The following is a 24,134-nucleotide window of genomic DNA, read 5'->3' on the forward strand; positions in this document are numbered from 1 at the left end:
GTCCTGCGCTACTTCAATATCGGGGGCCGCTCGGGATCACTGCCCGGCGCGGCCCTTTCCATTTGGGGCGCTTGAGGCTGGGGCAAATCGAACCGCAGCCCAACCTTTGCCAGGGCAGAAGTAGCCGGATCCTGCACTTCAAAAAAGCCAACATCCAGCGCTCCGGCCTCGATCCCCGAAAAGGTCAATGCCTCGGATACGGCGCGTGCAAGCGCTGGCTGCGCGCCTTCGACCGCCGAAACAAAACCCAACAAATGACCCTGCCCCCCATCCTCGGTCCTTGTTCCAACCAGAAACGCCGCCGCAGCCAGACCTGCAGCCGTCGCCAGCTTTGCATCAAGCGCGGTTAACAGAACATCAGGCAAACCGGAGGGCGGATGGAATTCGGCAAGTCGCTGCTGCACCTCCTTAGGACCATGCTGCAGCGTGTCAGACAACCAACCGAGCGCTTCAGCGGGGATCAACATCGACGACGGTGCAACATCAAGGTTCAGACCCAGCCCGACCCCCTGCCCCGACAACATCCCTGAAAGAACACGACCCGACAGAGCGACATAGGGGACCGGTCGACCCGCAAATGCAGCCAGTCGTTCCTCAAGATCAAACACCAGAACAAAACGACCATCCGCCACATCGAACAGCTCGGGCGAAATGCTTTCATCCTTCGCTTCTTCGGTGAGCATCAGAAAGAGCTCGCTATCGGCCAGTCTTTCAAAAAAGCGTAGTCGAGCGTTGTCGTCTTCCGGGGCCGCCTGCATGGCGGCATGTGCAGCATCCAAAGCTGTGGCTTCAGTCATTCAGAACCTCGTGCACCCGTTTCTGTAGCACCGGCAACAGCTCGGCCTCGAACCAGGGGTTTTTCTTCAGCCAAGCCGTATTGCGCCAGGACGGGTGAGGCAAGGCAAAGACGCGCGGCGCATGGTCTCGCCAAAGGCTGACGGTCTCGGTAACCGGTGTTTTTACGCCAAGATGGTATTTATGGGCATGACCCCCGACGAGGATCGTCAACGGTACTTCTCCCAACTTAGCCATCACTTTGTCATGCCAGGTGCGCCCGCATATCGGCGGCGGAGGCAGGTCGGCCTTTCGCTCATTGTATCCGGGGAAGCAAAACGCCATCGGCACGATGGATACGCGCGAACGGTCATAAAATGCGTTCTCATCCAGTCCCAGCCAATCCCGCAGCCGGTCACCCGAAGGGTCGGTGAAAGGCTTCCCTGAAGCATGGACGCGCGCGCCCGGTGCCTGACCTGCGATCAAAATGCGCGCACCGGGGCGAAACCAGACCACCGGGCGCGGCTGGTGCGCAGTCGCGGTCTGCGCGAACCTGTCCGCACACAAACGGCAGGCTTGGATGTCCTCTATCAGCGAATTCATCGGATCAACAGGCTTTTGCAATGTTCATCGATGAAGATAGGCATCATCTACCCTCGAGCCAATGAAACCGTCCTTGCAACACATCAATGTCATGAACGCGGATGCGCATTGATCATTTGTTTCATATTTCGACATAATGTGGCCAACATGGATCGGTAGCACACCGATCCTCAAACCGTCAAAACCCCGAGCGATCTGCAGGCCGCACATGCTGGAATTCGAAAATGTCAGCAAGTCTTTCTGGACCGGAACCCGCCGCAAGGTGATTCTGGATCGGGTCTCGTTCCGGGTCGAGCTTGGAACATCTCTTGGCGTGCTGGCCCCGAACGGAACCGGCAAGACCACGTTGATCAACATGATGGCAGGGCTGGAAAAGCCCGACGAAGGCGTGATTCGGCGCGACTGCCGCGTATCCTTCCCCATGGGCTTTGCAGGAGGTGTGGCCAAGCGCCTGTCCGCGCTGGAGAACGCACGCTATATCGCGAAGATCTACGGCATGGATCCCGACTATGTCGAAGCCTACTGCAAATGGCTGTGCAACTTGGGTGAGTATTTCGACCAGCCGCTCGGAACCTATTCGTCCGGAATGCGGGCCCGGTTTACATTTGCACTGATGCTGGCCCTGGATTTCGATATGTATCTGATCGATGAGGGGATGCCCTCGACAACCGATGTCGAGTTCAACAAGAAGGCGGGCGACATTCTGAAAGAGAAGCTGCGCACGACAACCTTGGTGATCGTATCGCACAACCCTTCGCTTCTTGAAAAATTCGCGCGGCAGGCTGCGGTATTGGTAGACGGCCAGCTTTACATGTTTGAAACCTTGGAAGAGGCAAAGCAGCTCTATGACTACCAAACCCAAGGCTAGGAAATACAACCCCGACCGCACGGCACGCGGTTCTGGCACTGCCGAGGCACGCTCGGACGCCATTTCGCGCATCCGAAAGGCGACCCAAGGCACAGACTCGGCTGACGACACTCAGCAACCGGGCAACGAGTTGGACGCGATCAAACGCGAAGGTCTGACAGGGCGGCAATTGCGCGTCGCGCGGCGTTTGGCGCACAAGAACGGGCTGGCGGCGACGTCAGACTACGATGCGGTCCGGCTGTTACGAAAGAAAGGAATTGATCCGTTTCAGCGCACAAACCTGCTTGATCTGGCAGCTCCTGACCAAGGTAAGCCAACTGGTGATGACGCCGCGCAAGACAATATAAAGATTCACCTGCCGCAAACGACCAGAGACTCGCAGAAGAACCTGCCAGGACCCGAACTCAGCCCGGCCGAACGTCGTGAATATGAAATCGGGCAGATCCAGAAAGACATCGCCCGCCGCCGCCGCCGCAAGCTTGCCGGGCTATTCGCACGATTGACGGTGTTCGTATTCATTCCAACGTTTATCGTGGGCTACTATTTCTATCGCGTGGCGACGCCGTTGTATGCCAGCGACTCGGTGTTTTCGATCTTGCAAGCGGATGGCGGCGGTGCCTCGTTCGGTGGATTTCTGGCGGGCACGCAGTTTGCGACGGCGCAGGATTCCGTGTCCACTCAGGAATTTCTGGAATCCAAGGATGCATTGGAACGGCTTGAGCGTGATGTCGGATTTACTGAGTTTTTTCGGCAGGATTGGATAGACCCGATCCAACGATTGCCGGCTGATGCGACGCTTGAAGAAACCTACAAGCTTTATAAGCGTATGATCACAATCGGATATGATCCTAGTGACGGCGTCATCCGAATGGAGGTCGCAGCGCCGAGCCCCGAGATAGCGGTCGATTTGTCCAGGCGGCTTATCTCTTACGCGGAAGAGACCATCAATGGTCTGACTGAATTGAAACGCGAAGACCAGATGCGCGATGCCTTGGCGAGTTTTGAGGCTGCGCAAGAGGCACGCAGACAGGCTCAGGAAGACCTGATCGAACTGCAGCTGCAAGGTGCGATACTGGACCCGCAAAGTGTGATCGCCAGCCTGCGAGGAAGGATCGATCAGTTCGAATTCGAGCTGCAGGACAAAGAACTACAATTGGCCGCGCTTCTCGATAATACGCGCCCCAACCAGGCCAAGGTGGATGGTACACGGGCGGATATCGCGCGGCTGCAAGCGGTCCTTGATGAGTTGAATGCCGAGATGCTGGATGTGTCGGCGGGCGAAAATTCGCTGGCGCGTTTGAGCGTGCGAATCCAGATGGCTCAGGCCGATCTGGCGGCGCGTGACATGATGCTGCAAACGGCAATGCAGCAAATGGAAGCTACACGGACCGAGGCCAATCGAAAAGTGCGGTATCTGACCGTCTCGGTGAACCCGGTCGCCAGCCAGGAGCCCAGCTATCCGCGCAAGTTCGAAAATACGATTTTGGCATTCCTGTTATTTGCTGGTATCTACCTGATGATCTCGCTTACCGCGTCGGTCCTTCGTGAACAGGTATCCTCGTAAGACTCATGAAACATGTAAAAATAGCCGACCTGACGGTTGGCAACGACCTTCCGCTGACCATCATTGCCGGCCCTTGCCAGCTTGAAACCGCCGATCACGCCCAAATGATCGCCGGCACCATGAAAGAGGCATGCGACGCCGCAGGTGCGCAATATGTGTTCAAGGCCTCGTATGACAAAGCTAACCGGACCTCGCTGTCCGGCAAGCGCGGCATGGGCATGGAGTCCGGGCTGCAAGTGCTGGAAGATATCCGCAAGACCATGGGCATACCGGTACTGACCGATGTCCATACCGAAGCGCAATGCGCGATTGCGGCTGAGGCGGTCGATATTCTGCAAATCCCTGCGTTTCTGTGTCGTCAGACGGACATGCTGCTGGCGGCGGGCAATACCGGCAAAGCGGTCAACGTAAAAAAAGGGCAGTTTCTTGCCCCGTGGGAAATGCCGAATATCGTCACAAAGATCGAAAGCACTGGCAATCAGAACATCCTGCTGACCGAGCGTGGAACTTCGTTTGGCTACAATACGTTGGTCGCGGACATGCGGTCGCTGCCGCAGATGGCGCAAACCGGATATCCGGTCGTCATGGACGCGACCCACTCGGTGCAACAGCCCGGCGGCCAAGGTGGTTCCTCGGGTGGGCAGCGTGAGTTTGCGCCGGTGATGGCGCGCGCCGCTGTATCTCTGGGCGTCGGAGCCGTTTTCATAGAAACCCATCAGGATCCCGACACCGCCCCCTCAGATGGGCCGAACATGATCCCTCTGGATCAAATGGGCCATCTGGTTGACACATTGATGCGATTTGATGCGCTAGCCAAAGAAAACCCAATTCAGATTTAACGATTGAGATTTGTGATGACCAAGCCTTTGCCTGAGGTGACCCCAAACACCTGGAGCTTTCTGCGCGATCCGATGATCAAGCCCACGGGCTTTCGCGAATATGACGCGCGGTGGAAATACCCCGATGAGATCAATCTGCCAGGCATGACGGCCCTGGGTTTGGGTCTGGGCACACAGATGCTCAAACGCGGGATCGAACCCGTGATTGCAGTGGGAAATGACTATCGCGATTATTCCCTGTCGATCAAAAACGCTCTGATCGTTGGACTTATGCAGGCGGGTATTCAGGTGAAAGATATCGGCCCAGCGCTCAGCCCGATGGCGTATTTCGCGCAATTCCATCTGGACGTACCGGCGGTTGCGATGGTCACGGCAAGCCATAACCCGAACGGTTGGACCGGCGTCAAAATGGGCTTTGACCGCCCATTGACCCACGGCCCTGACGAAATGTCGGAACTGCGCGACATCGTCCTGAACGGGGAAGGTGTTGCACGCCCGGGCGGGTCATATGAATTCGTCGATGGCGTGAAGGAAGCCTATATCGACGATCTGGTCGGTGACTTCAAAATGTCGCGTCCGCTGAAAGTGGTTTGTGCCACCGGCAACGGCACCGCCGCCGCCTTCGCGCCCGAGATTTTCGAAAGGATCGGGGTTGAGGTTGTGCCCAGCCATACACGGCTGGATTACACCTTCCCCAATTACAATCCGAACCCGGAAGCCATGGAAATGCTGCATGACATGGCCGACACAGTCAAATCCAGCGGCGCGGACCTGGCGCTAGGGTTTGATGGGGATGGCGATCGTTGCGGTGTTGTGGATGACGAAGGCGAAGAGATATTTGCCGATAAGGTCGGCGTCATCATGGCCCGTGATCTGGCCAAGCTGCATCCAGGTTCGACCTTTGTAGCCGATGTGAAATCCACTGGGCTGTTCGCCAGCGATCCCGAGTTGCAAGCGCTTGGGGTCAAAGCCGACTACTGGAAAACCGGCCATAGCCATATGAAGCGCCGCGTCAAGGAAATCGGTGCGCTGGCTGGGTTTGAGAAATCGGGACACTATTTCTTGGCCGAACCGGTCGGGCGCGGATACGACTGCGGAATGCGCGTGGCGGTGGAAATCTGCAAACTGATGGACCGTAACCCGGATCAAAGCATGTCGGACCTGCGCAAGGCGCTGCCCAAGACGTGGTCAACACCCACCATGTCTCCTTACGCAGCGGATACTGAGAAATACGAAATCCTGCAGCGCTTGGTCGAAAGACTGGTCGCCAAAGCCGATGCGGGCGAACGCTTTGCGGGGCGGGCTATCAAAGAGGTCGTGACCGTCAATGGAGCCCGGGTCATTCTGGACAATGGCAGTTGGGGACTCGTCCGCGCGTCATCCAATACACCCAATCTGGTCGTCGTCTGCGAAAGCAGCGAAAGCGAGGATGAAATGCGCGCGATCTTCGCAGATATCGACGCCGTCATTCGAACTGAACCCGGCGTGGGCGAATACGATCAGACAATCTAAATGACACTATGAAGGGCACCCATTTCGGCGCCCTTTGTTATCGCGCTTAGATCAATCCCCGCCAAACAGCTTGAGCAGGCCTTTCTTGGCCTCATCCTCAAGCTTGTTCTTCAGCGCGTCTTCGATGTGATCGGAATCCGTCACCGTGGTATCCAGTTCTTTACCAACCTTTTCCAAAACCTTCTTCTTTGCGTCGTCTTCCAGTTCTTTAACTTTGCCTTCGGCTGCCGCCTCAATGACTTTGGTAAGGTCCGGCTTGATCGACGGGTCGCTCCACGGACCTTTAATTCGGACGGGTACCGATATCCCCTGCCCTGAGTTGGCGCGCAGGGCAACTGGTGTGAACAGATAATCGATATCGCGAGCTCCTAAGCCAATGCGGCCCGTACCGTCCGCCCGGAAATTATCCAGCTGCATCAACAAGTCCTTGTTGGTCAAGTCGCCATTCTTCATCGTAAAGCTGGCCGTAAGGCTGTTGAATACGGTCGTACCACCCGATCCCTTTCCCCGCCCCATAAGGCGGTCAAGATCCAGCCCCGAGATAACGCCCCGCCCGACCTCGATATCTCCTTTACCGCTGAGCGATCGCATGATCTGATCTTCGCTCTGTCCGACGCCCAGAAATTCAAGATTGCCTGAACCGGTGCCCGAAAGCCGTTTGATATCCCCAAGCGTTTCGAGCGCTTCGTTGATATCGATATTGGCGGCTTTCAGATTTCCACCAACCGACAGACCGTTGCGATTATTGGCGACCACCTGGCCGTTCAATTGCCCCGAGAACAGCGAGGCCGGGTGCATCTGCAATACAGCCCGCGACCGATCAAGGCTGAGTGTCAGATCACTTTTCCCAAAGGTCATACCCGGAACCGCAATCGAGGTCGCTTGCAAGCGGATCTTGCCATTTGCCAGCGCCAGAAACGACGCATCAATTGGGGCTTTTGACCACCCTTCCGTATCTGAGGTGCCGTCAGAAGCGTTGCCTCCGCTTACCTTCGATAAGTCGAGATCGCCTGCGTTCAGACGCGCAGTCATCTGGGGCGGATTTGAAATCTGGATATCAGCTTCGCCCTCAAGCCGGTTTTGATCCAGAACCGCGATCATGTTGCGCAATGAAATCCGCCCGTCCCGGGTATAGGTCATCTGCCCGGATACGCTCGCGACCTGTCCTAGTCCCTCGGGCACGGTGACTCCTCCCTGACCAAACGCGGCCAGCATCTTTTGAGTGTCCTTGGCCGTGACCGTCGTCTTGCCATCCATTTCGCCGGCCAGATTCACCCGGCCCGAGAACTGAATATCTCCGCCAGGCGCGGTTAGGCTCAGCTGCAACGGCGTGACAGCGCCGCTGGAAAATGCGGGCAAGTCGGGGATGGTAAGGTCCACTGCGACGCTGCCTCCGGGGACGGACATACTGGCTTGCATTTCCATTGGGGCCGTTACGTCAGGCCAGCGGGCCGAAAGATCGACATCGGCAAAATCCATACTAACCGCGCCATTCTCAAGATAGATTAGGCGCGCATTGGTCAGTTCCAACCGCTCGAGCGTGATGGGTCGGCTTTCAACGGCTTGCGCCGTAGCGCCCGTTTGCGAGGAGTTACCTGGCTGATGCAGCTCCCAGTTGCCGCGCCCATCGGCGCGTTCAAGGCGTAGAACCGGGCTATCGGCCAACACCCGTTTGATCCGGATATTCCCAGACAACAACGCCGAGGCATCGACCCCAACCGCGAGGCTTTGGGCGCTTAGCATCGGTTCCGGCCCGGCCCAAGGCGCATTGCCAAATGTCACAGGGCCGGTTTCCATCCCCAATACCGGCCAAAATGACAGTTTGACGTCACCGGTCAACGCGAGATCGCGGCCTGTTTGCGCCTTGACTTGTTCAGCAAGTATTGTCGCCAGTTTTTCGCCTGGCATCAGCAGCAAGGCACCAATGACCAGCCCGAAGGCTGCAACTATGAGAAATAGAAAACGAATGAGCCACTTCATGGGTCTGCCTTTCCGGCCTTTCTGCTCTGTTTCAAGTCAGCCCCGAGCGGGCGGGATTTGCAAGAGGAAGCTTTCCCCTCTATATGCCCGGCCATGAGCACGAACCCACCGAACCTCCGCCCCGATCTAGCCCCAGAGGCCCGGATCGCCGAGACGCCCCGCCGTGGCCAACCGACCCTTGGAATGGTGTCGCTGGGTTGTCCAAAAGCGCTGGTTGACAGCGAACGCATCCTGACCCGGTTGCGGGCCGAGGGGTACGGCATTTCGCCGGACTACACGGGTGCTGATGCCGTTATTGTGAATACCTGCGGGTTTCTGGACAGCGCCAAGGCCGAGTCGCTGGACGCAATTGGCGAGGCATTGGTTGAAAACGGTAAGGTCATTGTGACCGGCTGTTTGGGGGCTGAGCCTGACTATATCCGGGAACACCATCCGCGCATTCTGGCGGTTACAGGACCGCATCAGTACGAACGGTTGCTGGACGCAGTACATGCAGCCGTACCACCCGATCCAAACCCTTATGTCGATCTGCTGCCCGCTTCGGGCGTCAAACTTACCCCGCGCCACTATAGCTATCTCAAGATTTCCGAGGGCTGTAATCATAAGTGCAAGTTTTGCATCATCCCCGACATGCGCGGTAAACTCGCAAGCCGCCCGGCCCATGCAGTGCTGCGCGAGGCTGAGAAACTTGTCGACAGCGGTGTGCGCGAACTGCTTGTGATCTCACAGGATACCTCGGCTTATGGGCTGGATCGTAAGTATGACGTGAACCCATGGAAAGATCGGGAGGTGCGCAGCCATATCACCGATCTGGCACGGGAACTCGGCCAATTCGATGCGTGGGTCAGGCTTCATTACGTCTATCCCTACCCCCATGTGCGCGATTTGATCCCGCTGATGGCAGATGCGGGTAGCAATGTGCTGCCGTATCTCGACATCCCATTCCAACATGCGCATCCCGATGTTCTGAAACGTATGGCCCGCCCTGCCGCCGGGGCAAAAACTCTGGACGAGATTGCCAACTGGCGCGCTATTTGTCCGGATATCACTTTGCGATCAACCTTTATCGTCGGCTACCCCGGAGAAACCGAGGCAGAGTTCCAGACGCTCCTGGACTGGATGGACGAAGCGCAGTTGGATCGTGTCGGCTGTTTCCAGTACGAAAATGTCGATGGCGCCCGCTCGAACGACCTGCCGGATCATGTCCCGGCCGAGGTCAAGCAAGAGCGATGGGAGCGTTTCATGGAGAAAGCTCAGGCCATTTCTGAGGCCAAGCTGGCAGCAAAGGTTGGCCAAAAACTCGATGTCATCGTAGACGAGGTGGATGAAGAGGCCGCAACCTGCCGCACTAAGGCCGATGCTCCAGAAATCGATGGCAACTTGTTTATCGACGAAGGCTTCGAAGGCCTGAAACCCGGGGATATCGTCACGGTCGAGGTGGATGAGGCCGGAGAATATGACTTGTGGGGGCGTTTGCACCCCTTGGCGTGACAAAAGGCGTCTGTTCCTAGAGCAGGCCGATCAAAATCACGATCCACGCCACTCCGGCAGCGATTGCAGACAACGCCACCGCTGCACTTGCTGCATCCTTGGCTTGCCCCGCCAACGCGTGGTGCTCGGTCGAGGTGTGATCGACGGCACGCTCGATGGCCGTATTAAATAGCTCGGCCACCAAGACCAGAATGCCCAGAGCAAGGATCAGCGCCCGTTCTGCCGTACCTAGGGGGAGTGCAAGCGCCAATAAAGCAGAAATCAGGTTGGCCCAAACCCACCCACGAAACGAATACTCTTGCCGCCAGGTTGCAGCCAGGCCCTGCCAGCTCCAGCGGGTACGATCCTTTAGGTGGTCAAAGAATTTGCGCATGGGGATTCCGATCAGTCGTCCTGCAAGAAGACGTCCGCGACCCACAGCAGAAAGGCAAGAAAAAACCGCCTCGAAGGCGGTGTTCTTTTTAGAGGTGCGCAGGCGGCCCTGCGATCAGAACCGCCTGCTTCATACTTATTGGGTGACCGGGTTACATACGGTCTGGCCTGCTTCGGTTGTGGCCAGTTCATAGCCTGCCGAGCAACTGGGTGTACCAAACTTGTCATAGTCGGGCTGGATGTAAACCGGGGTCGGTTCCTCTTGCTGCGAGCACGCAGTCAATACAACGGCCGTGGCGCAGATAGCAGCAAATTTCAGTTTCATGTCCATCAATCCTCTATTACTTTTCTGATATTGCCCAGTTTTTCGGGGCCGGTATCAGAATAGGACCAAGAATTTCATATGGCAACCGAATCGATAACGCATTCGTGAATAAAGGCGAAACCACGCTGGAAGGCGGGTTTTCATTCGCAGTCTACCTTTTTTGACAAAGAGCCCTAAACTTTGACTTCGACATCAGCCAAAGACGGAGTAGCCACATGTCAGACGCCCCGATCATCGCCCAGAAATCGCCCTATCCGGTCGAAGTGACCGAAGGAAAAACCTATTTCTGGTGCGCCTGTGGCAAGTCCAAGCGGCAACCATTTTGCGACGGTTCGCACAAAGATACGTCGTTCGAACCCGTAAAATATACGGCTGAGGCCAGCAAAAAGGTGTTTTTTTGTGGCTGTAAGCACTGCGCCAATCCTCCGTTGTGCGACGGAACGCACAATAAGCTCTGAAAGTCAGGTCAAGTCGTTCAAAACCTGAGCATTGGCACAAAAATCAGGTGCTTTCTCAGCCATTCCTTGTTGTGCGGCAAGCCATATCTGACAACGTTCGTCGCATATTGCGCCCCGGCATCGGGTCACCATCTGAGCGTAGTCGGCAGGTGTCAGTTTCCCTTCGGCCATTGCTTCGGTCAGAGAAATCCCTAAGGATCGCGCGACCGAGCGTGTCAGCCAAAAGTGTTTTTCGATCTCGCCCAGTGATGTTCGGTCCATTTGATCACCTTTGTTTGCTGACCCTCAAGGTGGCGAACCTGTGCCGGTTTGGGCAGGTGCAGGGCGCGCTTTCCGCCGTTTCGTTCTCGTTCAACCAGTCTGGGCATGCCCGCGCCCATTCGCACCCGCGGCAGAGCTGAACCATATCTGCCCATTCCTGTTGGCTCAGGTGCCCGTCGCGATGTGCGGTGGCAAGGTCGGCTCCCGTCGCCTGTGCCATTCGCAATACAAGGCGAAGATGGGTCATGATCCGTCCAAGTCGTGGCACGGTACCCCCCTTTGGCGTTACGGCTTGAGCCTGTTCAGCAGCTCGTGATTGCGGCAGTATTCAGGTGTGTCGGGCGCTGTCAGGTTCTTGGCCAGAAAGGCCTTGCAATGGCCCGGATTCGGGCATTCCGTGCACCGCAATACCGCGTCCGAGATTTCGTCGAACTGTAAGGCCCCTTCGATGGCAACTTCTTGCAAATCTACGCCCAGCGTCGTGGCCATCCGATCTACAAGGTCGGCGTGACGTCGCAGCGTTTCACGATCAGACATGCGGTTTCCTTTTCCATTCACTCTATGGAAAGGGTAACGCATGCCCCGCACAGTGCCCTTGACTCAGGTCAATGCCCGGTTGCCAGCTGGTCCAGATAGGCCCGCGTGGCGTCCTGCACGCGGCGAAAGCGGTCCCCGCCCAGCTTCTTGCCACCGTACCAGCGTGTCACGATGATTACGTGATCCGTCAGCTCGGCCCGCTCCATCATCCGCAAAATGACCATTGCCGCGCCAGACTCTCCGTCATCGGCCTTGAGCGCACCGTTTGGCAAGATGGCTGCCCACATGTTGTGAGTTGCCTTCGCATATGCCTTGTCGGATTTCAGTTCCGCCAGCACCGCATCGACATCAGCACGACTGGTGACCCCCGCGCCGGTCACAGCATATTTCGACCCGCGATCACTGAGAACGACACCCAATCGGGTTAAGTTGACCATTACTGTAATCCCAGTTCCCGCGCCGTTTGCAACACAACGTCGACCCGCTGGGCATTGGGAGGGTGCGTGGCAAGGAAACGATCACCCGGATCAGGAATGCGTTGGAAGAAAGCCATCCCGACCAGCGGATTATACCCCGCCGCGTAAGTGATCTGTGTCCCCAGACGATCCGCTTCCAATTCGAACTCACGCGTGTAGTTCTGCACCCCGACCTCAGCACCCAGCGCCTGTGCGCGCTCAATCCCTGCATCGTCCGCGCCCTGATTGCGCGCGAGTTCACCGAATATCCGCGCGCTCTCTTTGGCGTTCTGCGCCTGCCGGGCGATGTGACCCAAAATATGGTGGGCGGCCTCATGGCTCATGACAAAGGCCATCTCGTCCGCGTTCTGCGTTGCATCGATCATCGGCTGTGTAAAAACGACTAGCGGCCGCCCATCCTTGTCCAAGGTCTGAAACGCATTCGCTGGGGCCTTTGACGAGAGATCAACCAAAATCACAAAATCACAATTGGCAGTCCTCGATTGGCGGCGGCATTCCCGGCTTGCGGTCGTTCCGACAGCCCGGCTGACCTGCTCGAATACGCGCGCCCTGTCCTTTTGTTCTGATGACGATGGCTGCCATTGATCGGCCGGGATCGCGATAACAGGCGACATATCGCAAGCCGCCAACAGCATCACCAGCAACAGGGCAAGACGGCGCATTCACATTCCTTTCGGTCACTCTGTCGGCAGACAAGCATAGCGCGGCATTTAAGGCCGGGCCACAGCCGATTACAGCTTGCAACGGGTTGCATTGCGATCTTATGCCCTGCACTCTGCACATATGTTTTCAATTGAACACGAATTCGACTCGACGGTGATTACGCTGGTGGACGAAGGCGCAAAGCCTTTGCAAGAGGATGTCGTCATCAACAACTTCGCTGAATGCGTCACACTTGAGCAGTTGGACCCGCGGACCGATCAGATTCAGAAGATTACCCTGTCACCAGAGCAGGTACGCGATCTGGCCGCTGCGCTGGATTTGCCCGAGGGCGTTTATCAGATACGTGAGTCCGAGAGCACCAAAGACTAGTGGTTCCTTTTGGATCTTGTGTCTGATCACAAGCAGCAATTCAGATTGAATTTGTCGCCTTTTGATGAGCAGTTTGCCCTTGAAAGAGAACAGTATGCCTCCGACATACAGACTGCCATGTGAAGGAAGTTAACATATGATCCTGAAGAACCAAGCTGCGCTGGATTTTCTGCACGCGCGCCGGTCTCGTCCGGCCAAAACGCTGGTAGCCCCGGCCCCGACCCGGGAAGAGCTGAGGCCGCTGCTGACTGCTGCAGCGCGCAGCCCGGACCATGGAAAGCTGGAACCCTGGCGTTTTGTTGTTGTCGAGCATGGGGCCATGCAACGCCTTGCAGATCTTACAGAAACTTGTGGTCTCGCCTTGGGAAAATCGCCCGAAGATATCGCCAAGGCGCGCAGCCAATTCGAAATGGGCCATTTGGCGGTTGCTGTTATTGAGGTGCAGAAACCTTCTGACAAGATACCGGCAATTGAACAGACTTATTCAGCGGGTGCGGTATGTCTGGCTCTGCTGAACGCAGCGCTGGCCGCAGGTTGGGGGGCCAATTGGTTGTCCGGCTGGCAATCGCATGATCGCGAGTTTTGCGAACAGGGGCTTGGCTTGGCCGAAAACGAGAAGATTGCAGGCTTTATCCATATCGCAACCGAAGGTACGACCCCGCCCGAACGACCGCGCCCCAATGTGGCGGCGCTAACCCAATGGGTTTCCGAATGATCATCATCCAGTCGTTTCTACAGGCGCTGGGACAGATCGGCGACCCAAGATTCCGCAAGGTACTTCTGTTGGGTGTTGGCCTGACATTCGCGTTGTTGGTGGCTGCCTATGCCGGATTTTTGTGGCTGATCAACGCGCTGGTCGGCGATCAGGCCACCTTGCCAATACTGGGTGAGGTGACATGGCTGAACGACCTGCTCAGCGTGTCATCATTCCTGCTGATGATGGTGCTGTCGGTGTTTCTGATGGTCCCCGTTGCGTCAGCCATCACCTCGATGTTTCTGGATGAGGTCGCACAGGCGGTTGAGGATAAGCATTACCCCGGTCTGCCGCCGGCTAAGCGCATCCCCTTTGGCGATGCGCTAAGGGATACTCTCAGTTTTCTGGGTGTACTGATCGTTGCCAACCTGTTGGCATTGATCCTCTATGCACTCTTCACGCCATTCGCGTTGTTTATCTTTTGGGGTATGAACGGGTTTCTTCTGGGGAGAGAATATTTCACCCTGGCTGCGATGCGCCGACTGGGGCGCGAGGGGGCGCGAAAGCTGCGCGCAAAGCACGCGACAACCATTTGGGTCGCCGGTATTCTTATGGCGGTCCCGCTCTCTGTGCCATTGGTCAACCTGTTGATCCCGATCCTAGGAGCGGCGACCTTCACGCACATTTATCACGGTCTGTCGGGTAGCCGAACCTGAGCTACTCGCGCGGTTCCAGCTGGTTCAGCCAATCGAAATCGCGCACGCTGATTACGCCGGAGATAATGATGCCGGCAATGATCGCCCACAGCACCACCGATATCCCGGTGGTAATCCACAGCTTCTTCTTCATGTGATGGACTTCCGGCGCACCCGCATGAGTGCCCGGAACAATATCCCCCAGATCCCCCTGCGTTTTGATGCGCACAGGCAGAACAATCAGCAAGGTCAGAAACCAAATTACAGCGAAAAGAACCAGAGCGGCGGTAATGGTCATCGACTTCAGACCTGCTCCAGCTCAACGAGGCATCCGTTGAAATCCTTCGGGTGCAGGAACAACACCGGTTTGCCATGCGCTCCGATCTTGGGTTCACCCGATCCCAGAACGCGCGCACCGGTCTCTTTCAGATGATCGCGGGCTGCGATGATATCCTCGACCTCATAGCAGACATGGTGGATGCCGCCTGATGGGTTCTTTTCCAGAAATCCGTTGATCGGGCTGTTCTCACCCAGCGGATACAGCAATTCGATCTTGGTGTTGGGTAGTTCAATAAAGACCACGGTGACCCCATGATCCGGCTCATCCTGTGGAGCGCCGACTTTGGCGCCAAGCGCATTGCGATACTGGGCCGATGCGGCCTCTAGGTCGGGAACAGCAATGGCTACGTGGTTCAGGCGACCAATCATGGGACTCTCCTTCCTTCTGCGTTGCAGCGGTTATGGGGGCAGTATACCCAAAGGACAAGTGCGCCAAATCGTCGTTAACCCTGTATTAGCCAGAAGTTCCTAGCGTGAGGCATCTGCTAAACAGGAGTTCTGCCATGGACGATTCGGGACCTTTCGCCTCTCCAGCGCTGGCCACCAAGATGCGACCGCTGCTGGGCCAAACAATCCTTGTGGTCGAAGACAGCCGCTATGCGTGCGATGCAATACGATTGATGTGCTTGCATAGCGGTGCGCGTATCCGTCGTGCGGATTGTCTGAAATCAGCGCGGCGCCATCTGCAAATCTATCGTCCCTCGGTCCTGATCGTCGATATGGGTCTTCCTGACGGGTCCGGCGCTGACCTGATAGCCGAAATGACCCACGCTGTACCCCGCATCGGTGTCATTCTCGGGCTGTCTGGCGATGACAGCATGCAGGTTATCGCCAGACGCGCAGGTGCAGATGGGTTTCTGGCCAAACCCCTGACCTCGGTCGCTTATTTCCAGACCTCCATACTTGAACTTCTGCCCGAAGATCGCCGCCCAGGAGGTCTGGATTCCGTCAGGGATAATATCGTTCAGCCCGATCCGCTGGCCTATCGGGACGACATGGCCCATATCGCCGACGTGCTTACCGGCCCCACTGATCAGCGCACGTTGGATTATGCGGTACAATTCCTGCAAAGCGTTGCGCGAGACGCCGAAGATACTGTGCTTGCCGAAGCAGCCCGGGACCTTGCCCAATCTCGTGCGCAGGGGACACCGGTCACCGCCCAGGCTGCACGGATTGCGGGTCTGGTTCAGGATCGGCTCGAGCGGCAAGAGGCGATCTGAGATGCTGACCGCGTACTTTATTACCGCATCGATCCTTTGCATCTGGGTCTACCGCCTGACACGACAGACGGCCAGGAGCATCCGCAATCGTCGGGATGCCGCAAATCCACTGGATTGAGTTGAGCTTGTTTTGAGACCACCACGCAACTCAGATTTGCGTGGCGCGGCGAATACACCGATTGTATTGCACTGCCCCAAACGTAAACCGCCCGCTCAGGGCGGGCGGCTAGATTTAGTCTTGCGGGATGATCCTGAGACCCAGTTCCATCAACTGATCCGAGGTCGGATCGGATGGCGCATCCATCATCAGGTCTTCGGCGCGCTGGTTCATCGGGAACATCATGACCTCGCGGATGTTGGCCTCATCCGCCAGCAGCATCACGACCCGGTCGATACCTGCGGCACAGCCGCCGTGCGGCGGGGCGCCGTAGTGGAAGGCATTGAACAGTGCGCCAAAGCGTGACTTCACTTCGTCTTCACCATAGCCCGCCAGTTCAAAGGCTTTCAGCATGATCTCGGGTTTGTGGTTCCGGATGGCACCCGAAACCAATTCGTAGCCGTTACAGGCCAGATCATATTGGTACCCGCGTACGTCCAGAGGGTTGCCCTGCAAAGCGTCCATCCCGCCCTGCGGCATCGAGAAGGGGTTGTGTTCGAAATCAATCGCACCGGTTTCTTCGTCCTGCTCGTAGATCGGGAAATCGACGATCCAGGCAAAGGCAAAGCGGTCTTTCTCGGTGAGATTCAGTTCATCTCCGATCACGTCACGGGCCTTTCCGGCCACCTTTTCAAAGGCTTTTGGCTTACCACCCAGGAAGAACGCGGCATCACCGACGCCCAGACCCAATTGCTGACGGATCGCCTCGGTTCGTTCGGGGCCGATGTTCTTGGCCAGTGGACCTGCGGCCTCCATACCCTCGCCCTGATCACGCCAGAAAATGTAACCCATACCGGGCAGACCTTCTTTCTGGGCAAATGCGTTCATACGGTCACAGAATTTGCGGCTGCCACCGCTCGGCGCTGGGATAGCGCGGATTTCGGTGCCTTCCTGCTCCAACAGTTTCGCGAATATCGCGAAGCCAGAACCGCGGAAGTGGTCAGAGACCACTTGCATCTTAATGGGGTTCCGCAGGTCAGGCTTGTCGGTGCCGTACCACAGGGCTGAGTCCTTGTAGGAAATCTGCGGCCACTCCTGATCGACTTTGCGCCCGCCCCCGAACTCTTCGAACACACCAGTCAGCACGGGCTGGATGGTGTCGAACACATCCTGCTGCTCGACAAACGACATCTCTAGATCGAGTTGATAGAAATCGGTGGGCGATCGGTCTGCACGCGGGTCTTCATCGCGGAAGCAGGGTGCAATCTGGAAATATTTGTCGAAGCCCGACACCATGATCAGCTGTTTGAATTGCTGCGGGGCCTGCGGTAGGGCGTAGAACTTGCCCGGATGTAGTCGCGAGGGGACCAGAAAGTCGCGTGCGCCTTCGGGCGACGATGCGGTAATGATCGGTGTCTGATATTCACGGAATCCCTGATCCCACATCCGGCGGCGCATAGATGCGACAACGTCCGAGCGAAGGGTCATGTTTTGCTGCATCGCCTCGCGTCTTAGGTCGAGGTAGCGATAGCGCAGACGTGTTTCCTCGGGGTATTCCTGATCGCCGAACACCATCAACGGCAATTCGTCGGCAGCACCAAGAACCTCCAGCTCACGCACATAAACCTCGATCTCGCCTGTCGGCAATTTCGGGTTAATGAGATCAGCGTCGCGGGCTTTGACAGTGCCGTCGATGCGGATGCACCACTCGGACCGTACCTTTTCCAGTTCAGCAAATGCCGCACTATCGCCGTCGCACAAAACCTGGGTCACACCGAAATGGTCGCGCAGGTCGATGAACAGTACGCCGCCGTGATCTCGGACACGATGCACCCAACCGGACAGGCGGACGGTTTCACCGACATTGGCGGCGGTCAGAGCGGCGCAGGTGTGGCTGCGATAGGCGTGCATGGATCATATCCCTTCGGGCGCAGAATTCGTCGCGCCGATACACCCCGTCAGGCTTGGAAAGTCAAGGCGGGTCGCGCCGTCAAAACGGCCTTTGCACGTTGCCCGAGTAGAAATAGACGCCCAGCCCTGCCGCAAAGATAATATTACCGGCAATTGCGTGCAGAAGAACTGCATAAAAGAATGATCCGCGCTTGCGGTAGGCCCAGGTGAACAGGAGGCCTCCGACGAAAGTCATGATGGCTACTACCCAGCTCCAGTACATGAGGTGCGCAAGCGAAAACAGGCCAGCGTTCATAAGGTATGCGGCCCGCCCTTCAGGTAGGATCGCGTGATAGCGTCGGAAAAAGAGAGAGCGGAAAAGCAGCTCTTGTGGCAGAGCGGACAACAACGGGTAGCCGATACAGATGAATATCAACATCTCTGGCCGATGCAGCAGCAAAACAAAGGCTGCATCCGGTCGCGCCCACAGCACCAGGGCGGAACAGAAGGCAGCCATGAACAGGGTAAATGCAAAGACTTCGGTCCACGACCAGTTTCGCCAGCCATACCGAAGCTCCGCCCAGGAAAAACCGGGCGTATCCTGCAGCAGCAGTATGCCCAGTCCGGTAAACGCAAAAAGCGAGGGGAACATCCAGTTTGGCGGGAACAATGTCGCGATGGCTATGGGAACCGCCACAAAAAAGAGCACAAACTCAATCCTGAGGCGTGAATTGGTAACAGGGGTCTCCACCCATTCGGTATTTTTGCTCAAGGTGCCACAAGCTCCGCACGGATCAGCCCCCGAAGGGAATTTCCACAGTGGATAGACTGCGCGTTTTTTAGATCGGTCAAGGTCAGAACGGATTCGGTAACTTCTTTATTATCCAACAATTCCTCGCGCAAAACCCCGGGAAGCAATCCGCATCGCAGTGAGGGCGTCAGTCGTCTGCCGTCGGGCATGGTCAGGAACAGGTTCGTGATAGTGCCCTCGCAAAGCTCATCCCGTTCGTTCAAAAACAAAAGCTCATCAACTCTTAGCGGCAAGCCCGCCCGCGCCATGTCATAGACGGCCCGTCGGGTCGTTTTGTAACCCAGCCAGATATCCGATGATGATAGTCTCTGTTTGGCCAAATCCACACGCCAGACGGGCGGATTGGCAGCCAATTCTCCGGACGTCAGTTCAAATTTGCCATCCGCGTCCAAGGTCAAACGGCAGCGCAATGCAATCTCACCCAAACTCGCATCCAAAATCGTCCAAGCGGCGGTTCGGTCAAAATCAATGCCGAACTTCTGTGCTGTGCGCGCCATGCGGGCCAAATGACGATCAAGCCTGACGAACCCCTGCCCCGGCCTGTAGGCCAAAGTTTCGATCAGACGGAAATCAGGCTCAGTTGGTGGGCGAAGCGGGCTTTCCATAGCGCCTCCTCATATTCCGATGGCGCGGTGCTGTCCCAGACCAGCCCGCCGCCTACGTTAAGGGTCGCCTTGCCACCTTCAACCATGAGGGTCCGGATGGCCACGTTGAATTCCGACCGACCGTCCGGGGCCGCCCAACCGATGGTTCCGCAATAAACATCGCGAGGCCAAGGTTCCAGTTCGGACAGGATCTCCATCGCGCGAATCTTTGGCGCTCCGGTGATTGATCCGCACGGGAACAGGGCGGTCAGAATATCCGAAAGGCCTACGCCAAGGTGTAACTGCGCCTGCACAAGCGAGACCATCTGATGGACAGTCGCATAGGTCTCAACCTTGAACAGCTCGGGTACTTTCACCGATCCGGCCAGCGCGACCCGGCTAATATCGTTGCGCAGCAGATCGACGATCATCAGATTTTCGGCCCGGTTTTTTTCATCCGAAGACAGAAAAGCGCGTCGACGCTCGTCTTCGACCGGGTCCTCGCTGCGCGGTTGCGTTCCCTTCATCGGGCGCGTTTCGATCTTGCCCTCGGCGTCGGTTCGGAAAAAAAGTTCCGGCGAACGGCTCAGCAGATCAGGCAGCCCCTCCTGCTCAACCAAGGCGCCGTGGCCGACGGGTTGACCAGCCGCAAGCGCCGCATAAAGCGCGACGCTGTCTCCGGTTACATCGAGATCAATTGGGAAGGTCAGATTTGCCTGATAAATGTCACCCGCACCAATCGCCTCATGCACCGTACGAAAGGCCTGCGTATATCGCGCCTCGTCCCAGCGGGGCTGAAACGCAGTGACACTGCCCGACGCCTTTGGAAGTCCAACGCGATCCGGTGCGTCAAACACACCGAAACACAGTAGCGGCAGGCGTCGTCCTTCTGGCAGCCGGTCTGCCAGACGGGGTTCTAGCACGTAGCCCAGCTCATAACTTGCGTACCCTGCCAGCCAGGCCCCATCCGCGCGCGCCTGATCCAGCGCTGCCAGAGCCTGGGGCACCTCCGCCGCGTTATCCGCGCGGATAATCCGGGACGGACGCTCAAACCGGGTTCCGCGCCCAGCTGGTCCTTGATCGAAACGAATACGCAATTGCATCCTCATTTGCCGTGCTGCGCGGTATAGAGAATAGCGCGCCAAGGGAAAGAGGGGAAAGCGGCAATTTCAAACCCGTTTCCGATACCTCTTGCACCTTTTCGCGCGGTCCCTATAACGCAGGACAATTTGGGCGCTGGGGCGGTGCCCTGACTCGCGGACAATTGAAGGGGCCAAGCCATGCCGAGAAGAACCGACATCCAGTCGATCATGATCATCGGGGCAGGCCCCATTGTTATCGGTCAGGCCTGCGAGTTCGACTATTCCGGCGCGCAGGCGTGTAAGGCGCTGCGCGAGGAAGGCTATCGGGTCATTCTGGTGAACTCGAACCCTGCAACGATCATGACCGACCCGGGACTAGCCGATGCGACCTATATCGAGCCGATCACGCCCGAAGTTGTCGCCAAGATCATCGAAAAAGAACGCCCCGATGCCCTACTGCCCACTATGGGCGGACAGACCGGCTTGAACACCTCGCTGGCGCTGGAAGAGATGGGCGTGCTGGATAAGTTCAACGTCGAGATGATCGGCGCCAAGCGCGACGCGATCGAAATGGCCGAAGACCGCGCCCTGTTCCGCGAGGCGATGGATAGGTTGGGCATCGAAAACCCCAAGGCCGAGATCGTGACGGCCCCCAAGGATGAGAACGGCAAGAAAGATCTCGACGCCGGTGTGGCATTGGCGCTTGAAACCCTCGAAACAGTTGGTCTGCCCGCCATCATCCGCCCCGCCTTTACGCTGGGCGGCACCGGCGGCGGTGTCGCATATAACCGCGAGGATTATATCCATATTTGCCGCTCGGGTATGGATGCGTCCCCCGTCGGTCAGATCCTGATCGATGAAAGTCTTCTGGGGTGGAAAGAATACGAGATGGAGGTGGTGCGCGACACCGCTGACAACGCCATCATCGTGTGTTCCATCGAAAACGTCGACCCGATGGGCGTGCATACCGGTGACTCGATCACCGTGGCCCCTGCCCTGACGCTGACCGACAAAGAATACCAGATCATGCGCAATCACTCGATTGCCGTGCTGCGCGAAATCGGCGTCGAAACCGGCGGCTCGAACGTGCAATGGGCGATCAACCCGGTAGATGGCCGCATGGTCGTGATCGAGATGAATCCGCGTGTATCGCGGTCGTCGGCGCTGGCGTCCAAAGCGACCGGTTTCCCGATTGCCAAGATCGCCGCAAAACTGGCCGTTGGGTACACGCTGGACGAGCTAGACAATGACATCACCAAGGTCACCCCGGCCTCGTTCGAGCCGACCATCGACTATGTTGTCACCAAGATCCCGAAATTTGCCTTTGAGAAATTCCCCGGCTCGGAACCCTACCTGACCACCGCGATGAAGTCGGTGGGTGAGGCCATGTCCATCGGCCGCACCATTCACGAATCGATGCAAAAGGCTCTGGCCTCGATGGAGTCGGGTCTGACAGGCTTTGATGAGATCGAAATCCCCGGTCTGAACGTCGGAGTCTGGGAAGAAGCCGACGACAAGGCCGCCGTGATCAAGGCGATCAGCCAGCAGACCCCCGATCGTCTGCGCACAATCGCGCAGGCCATGCGTCACGGCCTGACCGACGATGAAATCTTCGGTGTCACCAAGTTCGACCCGTGGTTCCTGGCCCGCATTCGTGAGATCATCGAGGCCGAGCGTCAGGTGCGCAAAGATGGTCTGCCGGTTACCGAGGACGGTATCCGCAAACTGAAAATGCTTGGATTCACCGACGCGCGTCTGGGCAATCTGACCGGCCGTGACGAAGACAACGTCCGCCGCGCCCGCCGCAATCTGGGTGTGAATGCCGTCTTCAAACGCATCGATACCTGCGCTGCGGAATTTGAGGCGCAGACCCCCTATATGTACTCGACCTACGAAGCCCCGATGATGGGTGAGGTCGAATGCGAGGCGCGTCCAAGCGACCGCAAAAAGGTCGTCATCCTAGGCGGTGGCCCGAATAGGATCGGTCAAGGCATCGAATTCGACTACTGCTGCTGTCACGCCTGTTTCGCGCTGACCGAGGCGGGCTATGAAACGATCATGGTCAACTGCAACCCCGAAACGGTCTCAACGGACTATGACACCTCGGACCGTTTGTATTTCGAGCCGCTGACCTTCGAACACGTCATGGAAATCCTTACGAAGGAACAGGAAGCCGGTACGCTGCATGGAGTGATCGTTCAGTTTGGCGGGCAGACCCCGCTGAAACTGGCCAATGCGTTGGAGGCTGAAGGTATCCCGATCCTTGGTACCACGCCCGACGCGATCGACCTCGCCGAAGATCGTGAGCGTTTCCAGGCGCTGGTCAATGAACTGGGCCTGAAGCAGCCCAAGAACGGCATCGCCTCGACCGACGAAAAGGCGCTGGAGATTGCCGAAGATATCGGCTTCCCGCTGGTCATCCGCCCCTCCTATGTTCTGGGCGGCCGCGCGATGGAAATCGTGCGCGACATGGATCAATTGCGGCGCTACATCAACGAGGCCGTGGTGGTTTCGGGCGATAGCCCGGTTCTTCTGGACAGCTATCTGGCCGGTGCGGTCGAACTGGACGTGGACGCGCTGTGCGACGGTAACGACGTGCATGTTGCAGGCATCATGCAGCACATCGAAGAGGCCGGCGTGCACTCGGGCGACTCGGCCTGTTCGCTGCCGCCTTATTCGCTGTCGAAAGAGATCATCGAACAGATTAAGGATCAGGCGTTCAAGCTGGCCAAGGCGCTGAATGTCGTCGGCCTGATGAACGTGCAGTTCGCCATCAAGGATGACGAGATTTACCTGATTGAGGTCAACCCTCGTGCCAGCCGCACCGTGCCTTTTGTGGCCAAAGCCACTGACAGCGCGATTGCGTCGATTGCGGCGCGGGTGATGGCGGGCGAGAAACTGGCGAATTTCCCGAAACGCCCCCCTTACAAAACGGTCGATGACACCAAAATCGCCGACCAGATGACGCTGGCCGATCCCGACATGCCGTGGTTCTCGGTGAAAGAAGCCGTTTTACCTTTCGCCCGCTTCCCCGGCGTTGACACCATCCTGGGCCCTGAAATGCGTTCGACCGGAGAGGTCATGGGCTGGGATCGCGACTTCCCGCGCGCTTTCCTGAAAGCACAAATGGGGGCCGGTATGGTGCTGCCCAGCGCAGGTCGTGCGTTTATCTCGATCAAGGATGCTGACAAAGGGCCGGATATGCTCGAAGCAGCGCGTGTTCTGGTTGAGCAAGGCTTTGAGCTTGTTGCGACCCGCGGCACACAAGCCTGGCTGACTGAAGAAAGTGTGCCGTGCGGCGTGGTCAACAAAGTGTACGAAGGCCGCCCGGATGTGACCGACCTGATGAAGGACGGCGGCGTGCAGCTGGTCATGAACTCGACCGAAGGCGCACAGGCGGTGGAAGACAGCCGATCAATCCGGTCGATCGCGCTGTATGACAAGATCCCCTATTACACCACAGCCGCAGCAAGCTATGCCGCCGCGCTGGCGATCAAGGCGCAGGCCGAAGGCGATGTTGAGGTGAAATCGCTGCAGGGCTAAGCCCCGGCAATGGTATGAATGAATGGACCCCGGCCTCGGCCGGGGTCTTTTTTCTTCCCCTCCTTGCCCATCGCCCACATGATGGGC

At 57.4% G+C, this 24,134-nt stretch carries 27 protein-coding genes; 11 read left to right on the plus strand and 16 right to left on the minus strand.

Going from position 1 to position 24,134, the window contains the following annotated elements; all coding sequences use genetic code 11:
* Positions 1-8: 8 nt before the first annotated feature.
* Entirely contained in the window at positions 9-797 is a 789-nt protein-coding gene (locus ACR0BT_RS11110) for an SseB family protein (protein ID WP_170392307.1), read from the minus strand.
* Positions 790-1,377 (minus strand): uracil-DNA glycosylase family protein, encoded by a 588-nt coding sequence (locus tag ACR0BT_RS11115; protein ID WP_480763140.1) that lies wholly within the window; start codon positions 1,375-1,377, stop codon positions 790-792. Before ACR0BT_RS11115 ends, ACR0BT_RS11110 begins: the two co-directional genes overlap by 8 nt.
* Positions 1,378-1,585: 208 nt before the next feature.
* Here ACR0BT_RS11115 and ACR0BT_RS11120 point away from each other — a divergent pair, with 208 nt between their 5' ends.
* From ACR0BT_RS11120 to ACR0BT_RS11135, 4 genes are read left to right on the plus strand one after another with little or no spacing between them, the layout of a single operon-like run.
* Positions 1,586-2,245: an ABC transporter ATP-binding protein gene (locus tag ACR0BT_RS11120; protein WP_170392311.1), complete on the plus strand. Its 660-nt coding sequence runs from the start codon at positions 1,586-1,588 to the stop codon at positions 2,243-2,245.
* Complete coding sequence (locus ACR0BT_RS11125) at positions 2,223-3,809, plus strand: KpsE/RkpR family capsule polysaccharide export protein (RefSeq protein ID WP_480763141.1); 1,587 nt, start codon at positions 2,223-2,225, stop codon at positions 3,807-3,809. Before ACR0BT_RS11120 ends, ACR0BT_RS11125 begins: the two co-directional genes overlap by 23 nt.
* A 5-nt stretch (positions 3,810-3,814) precedes the next feature.
* Positions 3,815-4,648, plus strand: coding sequence for a 3-deoxy-8-phosphooctulonate synthase (kdsA, locus tag ACR0BT_RS11130; RefSeq protein WP_170661846.1), 834 nt, complete (start codon positions 3,815-3,817; stop codon positions 4,646-4,648).
* A 15-nt stretch (positions 4,649-4,663) separates the two neighbouring features.
* Positions 4,664-6,160: a phosphomannomutase/phosphoglucomutase gene (locus ACR0BT_RS11135; protein WP_223116835.1), complete on the plus strand. Its 1,497-nt coding sequence runs from the start codon at positions 4,664-4,666 to the stop codon at positions 6,158-6,160.
* A gap of 51 nt (positions 6,161-6,211) precedes the next feature.
* Here the strand turns inward: ACR0BT_RS11135 and ACR0BT_RS11140 are convergent, their stop codons facing one another.
* Complete coding sequence (locus ACR0BT_RS11140; protein ID WP_480763142.1) at positions 6,212-8,140, minus strand: AsmA family protein; 1,929 nt, start codon at positions 8,138-8,140, stop codon at positions 6,212-6,214.
* 93 nt (positions 8,141-8,233) lie between these two features.
* On the opposite strand from ACR0BT_RS11140, the gene rimO reads away from it, so the two are divergent.
* On the plus strand, positions 8,234-9,631 hold the full coding sequence (rimO, locus tag ACR0BT_RS11145) for a 30S ribosomal protein S12 methylthiotransferase RimO (RefSeq protein ID WP_480763143.1): 1,398 nt from the start codon (positions 8,234-8,236) through the stop codon (positions 9,629-9,631).
* Positions 9,632-9,647: 16 nt separating this feature from the next.
* On the opposite strand, the gene ACR0BT_RS11150 is transcribed toward rimO, so the two are convergent.
* Both ACR0BT_RS11150 and ACR0BT_RS11155 read right to left on the minus strand, forming a co-directional pair.
* On the minus strand, positions 9,648-10,004 hold the full coding sequence (locus ACR0BT_RS11150; RefSeq protein ID WP_170392323.1) for a diacylglycerol kinase: 357 nt from the start codon (positions 10,002-10,004) through the stop codon (positions 9,648-9,650).
* Between the two features lie 135 nt (positions 10,005-10,139).
* The gene (locus tag ACR0BT_RS11155; RefSeq protein ID WP_255611743.1) at positions 10,140-10,328 is read right to left on the minus strand and encodes a hypothetical protein; all 189 of its coding nucleotides are present in this window, start codon (positions 10,326-10,328) and stop codon (positions 10,140-10,142) included.
* Between the two features lie 215 nt (positions 10,329-10,543).
* Here ACR0BT_RS11155 and ACR0BT_RS11160 point away from each other — a divergent pair, with 215 nt between their 5' ends.
* Positions 10,544-10,786, plus strand: a complete 243-nt coding sequence (locus ACR0BT_RS11160; RefSeq protein ID WP_010441831.1) for a CDGSH iron-sulfur domain-containing protein — start codon at positions 10,544-10,546, stop codon at positions 10,784-10,786.
* 3 nt (positions 10,787-10,789) lie between these two features.
* On the opposite strand, the gene ACR0BT_RS11165 is transcribed toward ACR0BT_RS11160, so the two are convergent.
* From ACR0BT_RS11165 to ACR0BT_RS11185, 5 genes are all read right to left on the minus strand, one after another.
* Positions 10,790-11,047, minus strand: a complete 258-nt coding sequence (locus tag ACR0BT_RS11165) for a DUF6455 family protein (RefSeq protein WP_170512454.1) — start codon at positions 11,045-11,047, stop codon at positions 10,790-10,792.
* A 4-nt stretch (positions 11,048-11,051) separates the two neighbouring features.
* Positions 11,052-11,315 carry a DUF6455 family protein gene (locus ACR0BT_RS11170; protein ID WP_370644304.1) on the minus strand — a complete coding sequence of 88 codons (264 nt, stop codon included), beginning with the start codon at positions 11,313-11,315 and terminating at the stop codon, positions 11,052-11,054.
* 17 nt (positions 11,316-11,332) lie between these two features.
* On the minus strand, positions 11,333-11,584 hold the full coding sequence (locus tag ACR0BT_RS11175; RefSeq protein WP_170420623.1) for a DUF6455 family protein: 252 nt from the start codon (positions 11,582-11,584) through the stop codon (positions 11,333-11,335).
* 68 nt (positions 11,585-11,652) lie between these two features.
* Complete coding sequence (locus ACR0BT_RS11180; protein ID WP_170818817.1) at positions 11,653-12,021, minus strand: YigZ family protein; 369 nt, start codon at positions 12,019-12,021, stop codon at positions 11,653-11,655.
* Positions 12,021-12,722, minus strand: a complete 702-nt coding sequence (locus tag ACR0BT_RS11185) for a M48 family metallopeptidase (protein WP_170818818.1) — start codon at positions 12,720-12,722, stop codon at positions 12,021-12,023. The genes ACR0BT_RS11180 and ACR0BT_RS11185 overlap by 1 nt, the downstream gene beginning before the upstream one ends.
* A gap of 121 nt (positions 12,723-12,843) precedes the next feature.
* Between ACR0BT_RS11185 and ACR0BT_RS11190 the strand changes: the two genes are divergently transcribed.
* The 3 genes from ACR0BT_RS11190 (at position 12,844) to ACR0BT_RS11200 (ending at position 14,502) form a co-directional block, all read left to right on the plus strand.
* Positions 12,844-13,092, plus strand: coding sequence for a hypothetical protein (locus ACR0BT_RS11190; RefSeq protein ID WP_170392337.1), 249 nt, complete (start codon positions 12,844-12,846; stop codon positions 13,090-13,092).
* Positions 13,093-13,228: 136 nt separating this feature from the next.
* Entirely contained in the window at positions 13,229-13,807 is a 579-nt protein-coding gene (locus ACR0BT_RS11195) for a nitroreductase family protein (protein WP_480763144.1), read from the plus strand.
* Positions 13,804-14,502, plus strand: coding sequence for an EI24 domain-containing protein (locus tag ACR0BT_RS11200; RefSeq protein WP_170512503.1), 699 nt, complete (start codon positions 13,804-13,806; stop codon positions 14,500-14,502). Before ACR0BT_RS11195 ends, ACR0BT_RS11200 begins: the two co-directional genes overlap by 4 nt.
* 1 nt (position 14,503) lies before the next feature.
* On the opposite strand, the gene ACR0BT_RS11205 is transcribed toward ACR0BT_RS11200, so the two are convergent.
* Together ACR0BT_RS11205 and mce are read right to left on the minus strand one after the other, a co-directional pair.
* On the minus strand, positions 14,504-14,779 hold the full coding sequence (locus ACR0BT_RS11205) for a DUF1467 family protein (RefSeq protein WP_170392343.1): 276 nt from the start codon (positions 14,777-14,779) through the stop codon (positions 14,504-14,506).
* A 5-nt stretch (positions 14,780-14,784) separates the two neighbouring features.
* On the minus strand, positions 14,785-15,189 hold the full coding sequence (gene mce / locus ACR0BT_RS11210; RefSeq protein WP_010441821.1) for a methylmalonyl-CoA epimerase: 405 nt from the start codon (positions 15,187-15,189) through the stop codon (positions 14,785-14,787).
* A gap of 134 nt (positions 15,190-15,323) precedes the next feature.
* Between mce and ACR0BT_RS11215 the strand changes: the two genes are divergently transcribed.
* Positions 15,324-16,040 (plus strand): response regulator, encoded by a 717-nt coding sequence (locus ACR0BT_RS11215; protein WP_170401760.1) that lies wholly within the window; start codon positions 15,324-15,326, stop codon positions 16,038-16,040.
* Between the two features lie 232 nt (positions 16,041-16,272).
* Here ACR0BT_RS11215 and aspS read toward each other — a convergent pair whose 3' ends face one another.
* The 4 genes from aspS to ACR0BT_RS11235 all read right to left on the minus strand — a co-directional run bounded on the left by aspS (position 16,273) and on the right by ACR0BT_RS11235 (position 20,525).
* Positions 16,273-18,048: an aspartate--tRNA ligase gene (aspS, locus tag ACR0BT_RS11220; protein ID WP_480761249.1), complete on the minus strand. Its 1,776-nt coding sequence runs from the start codon at positions 18,046-18,048 to the stop codon at positions 16,273-16,275.
* Positions 18,049-18,127: 79 nt separating this feature from the next.
* On the minus strand, positions 18,128-18,724 hold the full coding sequence (locus ACR0BT_RS11225; protein ID WP_480763145.1) for a CPBP family intramembrane glutamic endopeptidase: 597 nt from the start codon (positions 18,722-18,724) through the stop codon (positions 18,128-18,130).
* A gap of 71 nt (positions 18,725-18,795) precedes the next feature.
* Positions 18,796-19,443 (minus strand): aminotransferase class IV family protein, encoded by a 648-nt coding sequence (locus ACR0BT_RS11230; RefSeq protein WP_480763146.1) that lies wholly within the window; start codon positions 19,441-19,443, stop codon positions 18,796-18,798.
* Positions 19,398-20,525: an aminodeoxychorismate synthase component I gene (locus tag ACR0BT_RS11235; RefSeq protein ID WP_480763243.1), complete on the minus strand. Its 1,128-nt coding sequence runs from the start codon at positions 20,523-20,525 to the stop codon at positions 19,398-19,400. Before ACR0BT_RS11235 ends, ACR0BT_RS11230 begins: the two co-directional genes overlap by 46 nt.
* A gap of 177 nt (positions 20,526-20,702) precedes the next feature.
* Between ACR0BT_RS11235 and carB the strand changes: the two genes are divergently transcribed.
* Positions 20,703-24,047, plus strand: coding sequence for a carbamoyl-phosphate synthase large subunit (gene carB, locus ACR0BT_RS11240; protein ID WP_170401770.1), 3,345 nt, complete (start codon positions 20,703-20,705; stop codon positions 24,045-24,047).
* The last annotated feature ends 87 nt before the right edge of the window (positions 24,048-24,134 follow it).

This window comes from Ruegeria sp. CJ6, from assembly GCF_056536665.1.